The 7,837-nt window shown below is 60.2% G+C and carries 2 protein-coding genes and 2 pseudogenes; all 4 read left to right on the forward strand.

The annotated features are described in order from the left end of the window. Positions 1 to 624, forward strand: a pseudogene (locus tag EN994_RS10400) (alpha-hydroxy-acid oxidizing protein); the annotation flags it as partial. An 86-nt stretch (positions 625 to 710) separates the two neighbouring features. After that, positions 711 to 942 (forward strand): annotated as a pseudogene (locus EN994_RS36020) (IS5/IS1182 family transposase); the annotation flags it as partial. Positions 943 to 1,609: 667 nt separating this feature from the next. Further along, entirely contained in the window at positions 1,610 to 3,916 is a 2,307-nt protein-coding gene (locus EN994_RS10405; RefSeq protein ID WP_063169235.1) for a S9 family peptidase, read from the forward strand. 833 nt (positions 3,917 to 4,749) lie between these two features. Next, positions 4,750 to 7,837 (forward strand): Ulp1 family isopeptidase (locus EN994_RS10410; protein ID WP_245466007.1); only part of this gene is annotated, 3,088 nt, incomplete at its 3' end.

Consider the following 7,837-nt stretch of genomic DNA (forward strand, 5'->3'; position numbering starts at 1 on the left):
GCGTCGCGCGGTGGACGCGCTGGAGGCCGATGGGCTCATCGTCCATCTCAATCCGCTGCAGGAAGCGGTACAGGCGGAGGGCGACCGCGAACTGGCGCGGCGTCCTGGCGCTGATCGCTGGCGCCGCGCGCATCGTGGGCGTGCCGATGGTGGCCAAGGAAGTGGGGGCGGGCCTGTCCGCCTCGGTGCCTGTGCGCTCGTCGAGGCGGGCGTGGCGGTAATCGATGTCGCCGGCGCCGGCGGCACCAGTTGGGCCGCAGTGGAGGGCGAGCGCGCCCGCAATGCCGCCGACCGTGCAGTGGCGATGTCATTCGCCGATTGGGGGATTCCACCCTGACCAGCGTGCAGGCGGTGCGTCGGGCGCTGCCAACGGTGAAGCTGATCGCGTCGGGCGGGATCCGCGATGGCGTCGACGTGGCCAAGGCCATCCGCCTGGGCGCGGACATCGCCGGGCAGGCGGCCAGCGTGCTGGGCGCGGCGACAGTGTCCACCGGGGCCGTTGTCGCGCATTTCGAGATCGTCATCCGCCAGTTGGCCGTCGCCTGCTTCTGCACGGGCTCGGCTGATCTGGCGGCGTTGCGTCAGGCGCGCTTGTTGCCCTCGTCGCATTTGTCCGCCGGTTGATGTCGGCGTCGTCCGCACGCTAACAGCAGGCTGCTGAAATACCTACGCCAAAGACAGACTATTGATCCCCCTGGCGAGACGGCTCGATTGACGGGAGCGATGTGTTCATGGAGCAGCTGTTCACGATGAAGCGGTTGGAAGATTTCGTTCCAGCCGGTCATCCTGGTGCCCGCACCGGCTGATGATCAATGGAGCGCTGGTGCGGCTAGACGGCATCCTTTCCGGCATGTACGCCTGCAGTGCCAAAGGCGGTCGCCCCAGCGTTGCGCCGGAGAAATTGCTGCGGGCCGTGTGTTGCAGGTGTTCTACAGCGTCCGTCGGAATTGATGCAGCAGGTGCTGCTGTGGCAAGGCCAAGACCCGGGAATGCCGTCAGCTTTGATCAGGCGCTTCGGGCCGTCGGAAACGCGCGAAGAGTCCGGCTTTCGAAAAAGGCCGAACGCCTCAGATAAAGCCAGAACTCCTTGGGTCACCATCAAACCAATTTGACGCCCCGGGACAATTTCGTCCGGCATTGTCCGGTGTGCGACGATGTTGGGGATGCGACATAGGCGGATTGCCGTGTATTTAAACCGCTTTTCCTTTGGCACGCATATTGCGCCCTATCGGTAAACCTCGTCATGGGCCGGCGGCAATCGCTCGGAGATTGTCGAAATAGCACAATGATTTCTGCCGGGGTGACATCCGGCCCGACTAGAGCAGGACCTTTCAGATGATGCAGAAAAGCAAGCGGCCATACTCGCGGGGAAATAGTCGCGTCAGGGCTGCATGGACGCTCTTTCCTGGTTGTTTCGGCGGCGGACGCCAACTCTTCAATCGGCACCCGAACCAGTGCCTGGATGTCCAAGGAGCGCCCCTGTTGCGCGTGCCTGGCTGCACCCGCGTGCTGGCTCTCCTCCAAGGCGACGCTTCGGCGCTGCTGCAGACCGGCGACGAGAACCCAACTTCAAAATTAGCATTCCGAAAACCGAAAGAAGTGAACAGGTATGTCCAGGATCGGCGCTTTGACGCGCGCCGCATGGCGATCGGCAACTCAGACGCTGGCCAAGGGTTCGAAAAGTTTACACCCGACGCTAGCGCCGGCCGATTTCAAGCGCGCACTTACGATCAACGATCGATATGGCGGGCTCACTGTCAATGTCCCCAAAATGCCTTTCTGGCTGACCGGGGGTGAAGCCTTCGTCTACCGCCGGACTAGCCACGGCGAGCAGCAGTTCATGCAGGTCGATGCTGCCACGGGTTTCAAGCGGCCCGCTTTCGATCAGGCGCGTCTGGCGGCAGCGCTAAACAAGGTGAGCCATGAGAGCTATCAAGCCGGCAATCTTCCGTTCGACCGTTTCGAACTGAGTGAGGATGGTCGCAGGCTCGACTTCCAGATTGAAGACACCCGGTGGAGCTGCGACCTTGCAAGCTATGACTGTACCAGCACCACATTCGATGCAAGGAAAGGGGACCGTAGGGAGCTCAGCCACCGCTACACGCCGCCAGCGGAGAACAACCCCGACAAGAGCAACGCGTCGCCCGACGGCAAATGGATCGCCTATATCAAGAACTGCAACGTTTTCCTGCGCAGCGAGGACGGATTGCAGGATGTTCCTCTGAGCCGGGACGGAGCCGAAGGCAATTGCTACGTCTTTTCGACGCTGAGCTGGTCGCCGGACTCGCGCCACCTCGCCGCTTACCTTGTTCGCCCCGGCTATAGGCGAGAGGTCCGCTACCTCAATTCTTCGACGGACCAGTTGGAGCGGGAATATTCAACAAAATTCTATCCCAGGCCGGGCGATGTCCTTCCGCTGCCCCAGCCAGTCCTGTTCGACATTGCCGGCCGGCGCCAGATCGTGATTGACGGTGCCCTCTTCTCGAACGTCTTCGAACTTTCCCCTCTCCGGTGGTGGGCGGACAGCCGCGGCTTCACTTTCGAATATAACCAGCGCGGGCATCAGCTTTATCGCCTGGTCGAGGTAGACGCCGCCTCGGGCCGCGGGCGCTCCCTGATCGATGAGACCAGCGAGACATTCGTTGATTATTTGCCGCTGGGGCATGGCCAGGAGGATGCCGGAAAAATCTTCCGTTACGATGTCGATGACGGGAAGGAGATCATCTGGGCATCAGAGCGCGACGGGTATGAGCATTTGTATCTTTTCAACGGCCGGACAGGCGCGCTCGAAAACCAGATCACGCGAGGTGAGTGGGTCGTCCGGAGGGTCAACCATGTCGATCCGGTCAAGCGTCAGATCTGGTTCGAGGCGAGCGGGATGAACTCGCAGGAGGACCCCTATTGGGTCCATGCTTACCGCATCGGCTTTGACGGCAAGGGACTGACTGCACTGACGCCCGAACCGGCCAACCACCATATCGAGTTCTCGCCTGACAGGCGCTATTATGTCGATCTCTGGTCACGCATCGATCTGCCCCCGCGCATGGCACTCTACCGCGCCAGCGACAATGCCAAGCTCCAGCAGATCGAGACGGCCGACATTTCTGAGCTCGTCGCCGCAGGCTGGCAGCCGCCGCTCAGTTTCCATTCCAAGGGGCGCGACGGCAAAACTGACATCTGGGGCGTGCTCCACCTGCCAGCCAACTTCGACCCGACGAAGAAATACCCGGTTGTGGAGAATATCTATGCTGGACCCCACGGCTCCTTCGTCCCAAAATCCTTCTCGCGGTGGACAGAGCCGCTCACGCAGCTGGGCTTCGTCGTTGCTCAGATCGACGGCATGGGCACCAACAACCGCTCCCGCGCCTTCCATGATGTTGCTTGGAAGAATCTGAAGGACGCAGGATTTCCCGATCGCATTCTGTGGCACAAGGCGGCGGCCGCGCAATATCCATGGTACGACATATCCAACGTCGGCATTTTTGGCGCATCCGCCGGCGGCCAGAGTGCAGTCAGCGCGCTGCTCTTTCACCCCGATTTCTACAAGGTCGCCGTCGCCAAAAACGGCTGCTTCGACAACAGGATAGACAAGACCTGGTGGAACGAACTTTGGATGGGGTGGCCGGTCGGCATTGAATATTCGCAATCCTCCGCCGTTGACAATGCTCACAGGCTGCAGGGCAAGCTGATGATCGCGGTCGGCGAAATGGATGATAATGTCGATCCGTTTTGCTCGTTCCAGCTTGCCGATCGACTCATCAAGGCAGGAAAAGATTTTGACATGGTCTACGTTCCTGGTGCCAATCACCATACTCTAGGCACCTACACCGAGCGCAAACTCCTAGACTTCTTCGTTCGCAACATTCTCGGTCAGACCCCGCCCGACTGGAACACCAAACCGATCGAGCTGGAATAGCTTGTGGCTCTTGCAATTGTTAGCTCGCCTTATCAGCTGTAATCAGGGCGAGGCGCGAGCAAATCTGCACCGAAGGACGATCGTGGAGTCTAGGACTTGCGCTGCGTATTGAGGATCGGCTCGCCGCGACGTTGGTCTGAGCAAACTGCTTGATAGGCACGCCTGCAGACCGCGTGTGTGCGATTGCAAGATCCCCTATCAGCCTGGTGTGAAGCGTTCAGGGGAAAAGCCGCACCCAACGCCGCTTCCGCTCGCCGTAACGCTACGGCGGTGCGGCCCACCGATCCGCTCGACGAGCATTGGAACACATAGGTCCCCGAACGGACGATTGCCTTGGCAATAGAAGACCCTCGTCGGTCATCGCCGCTGTGGGTGGCAGCCCGTCGGTCTGGAGCTGCCACGATTCTCATCCTCGCGTCACATATGAGCTGAAGCTTTCCGGATCGGGTATCCAATCGGCATCCAGTTGCTCGGCGATATGGTTGAATTCTGCCCTCAGGACAAGAGTGAGTAGAGCAGCCCCGCTACGAAAATCCCATCCTGGTTCGTTTGACGCATCGACTATTCAGATTGATTGGCGTGATACCCGGCGCGGCCGCAACACGCGAGGCCGTCAACCGCTGAGCAGAAAACCAGCCTTCGCCTTCCGCGGCGGCGGACCTCGTCAGCCTCTCGAAAGCTTGCCTGAGTAGGTTGCTCATGTGATCTGTGGAAGTGAGGATAGCGTGCACCCGTACAAACTAGACATTCATCGTGGCAGCTTGGCTGCAGGTGCAGCACGCCGTACCGCACGAGCAAGCGGACAGGCCGGCCAAGCCGGTTTTGAGCAGCACTTGGGCGAACTGCAGGCGGCGGACGAGTTGATGGGTGCGCTAGGCGAGGAGGTCCTCGTCAATGGCTCGCATGGTAAAGGTGAGTTGAGACCAACGAAGAGGCAGAGGATCCAAAGCAATCTGCAGCATGCTGTCACTGAGCGGCAACCAGGTGAGGTTGGCAACTCAGGCGCTCGCGTGATGATGCAACTCCCCACCGATCAGGTGGGTACATCGGAACGGGAGGCGCAACTTGTGATGCAGGGGGACGAGCACGAATACACCCCAGCACCGCATCTCGACGGGTCGATGCCCTCGACAGTGCAGCCGGATCGTCCAATTGTGGTCCCCGACGGTGCCGACAAGCGTCCTGTTTATTCCAACGATGCCACCGCCATCGAAGGGCTGAAGTCAGCACTCCTTGCGGGTAAAGCCAGGCCGGACACGGTCACTCGCAGCACAAATTCTCTTTTCGGCTTTAGTCGTTGGCTCTTTCAAAACAACAAGCCAGGGCTTGCTGCTCGGCTTTACCATCCGTCGCTGAGCCAGGATCTCGAGGAGTACGAGAGTAGGGGTGGTTCCTCCACCGTGGCTGGCGCACTGCGTCAATTGATGAAGTCGATGGGCGGAGCCGGCCCGATTGTGGGTCGCGCTGTCCTGAACCCCCATCCTGACGACGCCGCGCTCACCAGACATTTCAGATCCGCGAGCGGCTACGCAACTGCTCTTAACCATTTCAGTCATTACCTACGTCAAAATGACAAGCTCGGAATTGCGGGTCGCATTTACGATAAATCGCTGGATAAAGATGTTGAGAGCTACAAGGCCGCCTCCTCTAATGGTGGAGCTCCGATCGAATCTGCGCTGGTTTATCTCCGCAAGAACCCGCCGCGCGTTATACTCGGGAATCATCTGGAAAACGCGGTCAGCATGGAGGCTCGTCCCCGTGGCGACGCTGCTCAGCATACCGCACCACAGCAGGGATTCGATTGGCCAGAGGAGCTCCTGCCGGTAGGTTATAAGGAGGGCACCGATCTACCATTGTCTCTCGCCCCAACCGCGCACCAACACCAAGCGCCCGACTTTGGAGAGGCCGTCCCTCACTTGAACTGGCGCCACGGCGACCAGGGCGCCCCGGAGGAGCTGGTAGCTGCACGGGACAGGAGCAGCCCGCTGCCAAGCGAGGCGGTGCCACATAAATCTGGACGGGGACTCGCTACGCAGCCCAGATTGTGGGCGGAGAAATCCGCCTCGCCAGAGCTCTTTCGACGGCGGGCGGAGCAGGCTCTGCCGGCGTCCGCCAGAGGTGTGGAGACATCCTCCGCGGTTGATGAAGCCGCGCAGGCCGCTCGCCAAGCTTTGGCTTGGTTGCAGCAGGAGATGGAGGGGATCGAACCGATGCAGGATCCTCATGAGGTGGCTACACCGGAATGTGAGGCGCAGCTCGTCAGGCAGAGGGATGAGCACGAATCCACCCCAGCACCGCATCCCGGAGGTGGTGGGTCGATGCCCTCGACAGTGCAGCCGGATCGTCCAATTGTAGTCCCCGACGGTGCCGACAAGCGTCCTGTCTATTCCAACGATGCGACCGCTATCGAAGGGCTGAGGGCAGCATTCCACGCGGGTAAGGCCAAAGCGAACACGGTCACTTACAATGTAAATTCTCTTTTCGGCTTTAGTCGGTGGCTCCTTCAAAACAACAAGCCAGGGTTTGCTGCTCGGCTTTACCATTCGTCGCTGGATCAGGATCTCAAGGAGTACGAGAGTACGGGTGGTTCCTCCACCGTGGCTGGCGCACTGCGTTACCTCAAGAAGTCGACAGGCGGAGCCCCGATTATGGCTCGCCCTGTCGTGATCCCCTATCCTGACGATGCCGAGCTCATTAGAAATTACAGAGCCGCTTCGACCAAGGAGTACCTGGCAGCGCCTGCGACCGGACGGAATCCAGATACCGTGGGCGGCTATACAAATTTTCTTAGACATTTTAGTCAGTACCTGCGTCAAAATAACAAGCTTGGGATTGCGGCTCGGATTCACGACAAATCGCTGGATAAAGATGTTGAGAGCTTCAAGGCTGTCTCCTATGGTAATAGGCTAAGTATCAGTTCTGCATTGGCTCACCTCCGGGATATCCTGCCGCGCATTGTGCTCGGGCGCGAAACTGTCCTTTCTGCTCATCCGGCAGACGCAGTCACCAGGCGCGTTGGGGCCGCTGCTGAAGCTGGGCCAGCGGCACCGGCAAGAGCTCCCCAACCCGCCTCGCCAGCAACCGCTAGGCTGCCAGGCACCTACCGCGGCCTTCCACTGGTTGATGTGACCACACTGACTACCAGTTCCTCTGGGGCTCAGATCGGGGCGCTCGATCCGACAGCCCCGTCCAACGTTGCAACGGGGCGGGTGCTCGGCGCCGCCGAATGGCTGAGCGACGCCCATATCCAGAGAGATTACAATTTGCTGGAGGGGCAACTGCAGGGGATCAATCCGGCGCTCGCTGCCCGGACTCGGCTGGTGGATCCTTCCGTATCCCATCTACTGCGACACACGTCGCCGCAAGACGCTCGAGGCATATTGCAGTCCATCTATAATCAAAACAACGCCACAGCCGACTTCCTGTTCTTGCCAGTGAATAATGGCACGGCTACTAGCCCCGGCACCCATTGGTCGCTGCTGCTCGTTGATCGCCGCGACCCGGAAAGGCGGTTCGCCTATCACTACGACTCCCTCCAGCGAGAGGGATATAACGACGTGCCTGCAAAACAGCTCGCAGGACTGCTGAATGCCACCTTGGCGCCAGCCCCCATGGCCAGACAGACGAACCATTATGATTGCGGCGTATTTGTCCTGGAGGGCACGTGGGCGCTGGTTGAACGATTGGTGAAAGGGCAGCGGCCAGACCACGAGCCGCTGCCCCTCGACAACCTCGTTGCCGATCGGCAGGCGCTGCAAGACCGGCTAAGGAGGCGCTTGCCGCACGAGGAAGAGCCGCGGCAGCTGCTGGAGGATGAACCCGCCTCCCCACCGATGATGGCGTTCGAGCCAGGGGAACTGCGGCAACTGTTGGAGGACGAGCCTGCCTCCCCACCAATGATGGCGTTCGAGCCAGGGGAAC

It is taken from the genome of Mesorhizobium sp. M7A.F.Ca.CA.002.09.1.1 (genome assembly GCF_003998555.1).
In the GTDB taxonomy this organism is placed as follows: domain Bacteria; phylum Pseudomonadota; class Alphaproteobacteria; order Rhizobiales; family Rhizobiaceae; genus Mesorhizobium; species Mesorhizobium ciceri.